The organism is Rhizobium sp. WYCCWR10014, assembly GCF_001657485.1.
Taxonomy (GTDB): Bacteria; Pseudomonadota; Alphaproteobacteria; order Rhizobiales; family Rhizobiaceae; genus Rhizobium.
Map to the genome: position 1 here is coordinate 1 of NZ_LXFU01000006.1, position 1,482 is coordinate 1,482.

A 1,482-nucleotide genomic window follows, 5' to 3' on the forward strand; every position below is an offset into this window, starting at 1 on the left:
ATCCGAAATCCCTAGGTTAATCAGCGCGCCATCGGCCTGGCACGACGAGTGCTAGGACAACCGAGACAGCAAGAAAGGAAGACATCAATGAATCCCCGTCTTGAAGATATCCTCCAATCCCTTTTGGATTCAGCCATGCACCGGGATCTTGATCCCGACGTTCGTGAAAGCAACACGCCGATGGCATCCCTTTTTGACAATACCGTAAAGCGCCTCATTGAAGCAGCCGAGTACGTGGATCTTGATCCTGGTGTTCTCGAAAAGCTTAAACTCGCACTCGAGATGACGCAGGCGCGCCTGTCGATCCGCATGGACGACGGCTCGATCAAGTCTTTTCTGGCGTGGCGCTGTCGCCATGACGATAGCCGCGGCCCGACGAAGGGCGGCATCCGCTTCCATCCGGATGTGAACGCCGATGAAGTGACGGCGCTTGCACTAATGATGACCTCGAAGTGTGCCGTGATGAACCTGCCTTTTGGCGGCGCCAAAGGGGGCGTGAAGGTGGAGCCTCGCAGCCTCTCCAACACGGAACTTGAACGTCTCGCACGCGCCTACATCCGGGCTTTCGCACATATCATTGGCCCAACCCGAGACGTCCCAGCGCCTGATGTCGGCACCAATGAAACGACAATGGCGTGGATGATGGACGAATACAGCACCATTGTCGGCAAGAAGACGCCAGAGGTGATTACCGGCAAGCCCGTCGCCCTTGGCGGCTCGCTCGGGCGCGACGATGCGACAGCCCGCGGGGCCTATTACATCACGCGATACAAAGCCGACGCTCTCGGTTTGAAGCATGGAGCACGGGTGGCGATCCAGGGATTTGGCAATGCTGGCCAACACATGGCGCAGCTGTTGGCCGACGATGGAAACTTGATCGTGTCGGTCTCGGACTCCAAAGGTGCGGTCCATGCCCCGGCTGGTCTCGACGTCAGCGAACTGCGTGCCGCCAAGCGCCACGGCGAAAGCGTCACCAGCGTGGCAGGTTCAGCTGGTGTGTCGGAAATTTCTGGCGACGAGCTCCTTGAGAGCGATTGCGACGTCCTCGTCTTGGCAGCCGTGGAAAATACGGTCCACAAGGGCAACGCGGGAAGCATAAAGGCCCCGCTTATTATCGAACTCGCCAACGGCCCGATCACTCCGGAGGCCGACGAGATCCTCGAGGCCAGGAACGTCTTAATCCTTCCCGATATCCTCGCGAACGCTGGTGGCGTTACGGTCTCGTTCTACGAATGGGTCCAGAACCGCCAGGGCCAATCCTGGACTCTCGACGAGGTTCATACGCGGCTGAAGACAACAATGGAAAAGCAAACCGACGCCGTTTGCGCATATGCGCGAGACAAGAAGATCACCCTGCGCAAGGCAGCCTACGTTCTTGCGCTCGCGAGGATTGCCGCAGCTATGGAAGCGCTTCTTAAGGACTGAGGTGAGACCGCCGGCACTGCGCCTCCAGCGCCATCCGGCACAACGCATAAGGACGGC

General features: G+C 58.8%; 1 protein-coding gene. It reads left to right on the forward strand.

Annotation, left to right across the window (positions count from 1 at the left end):
* The first annotated feature begins 180 nt into the window (after positions 1-180).
* Positions 181-1,425: a Glu/Leu/Phe/Val dehydrogenase gene (locus tag A6U98_RS00045; RefSeq protein WP_064646980.1), complete on the forward strand. Its 1,245-nt coding sequence runs from the start codon at positions 181-183 to the stop codon at positions 1,423-1,425.
* Positions 1,426-1,482: the final 57 nt, after the last annotated feature.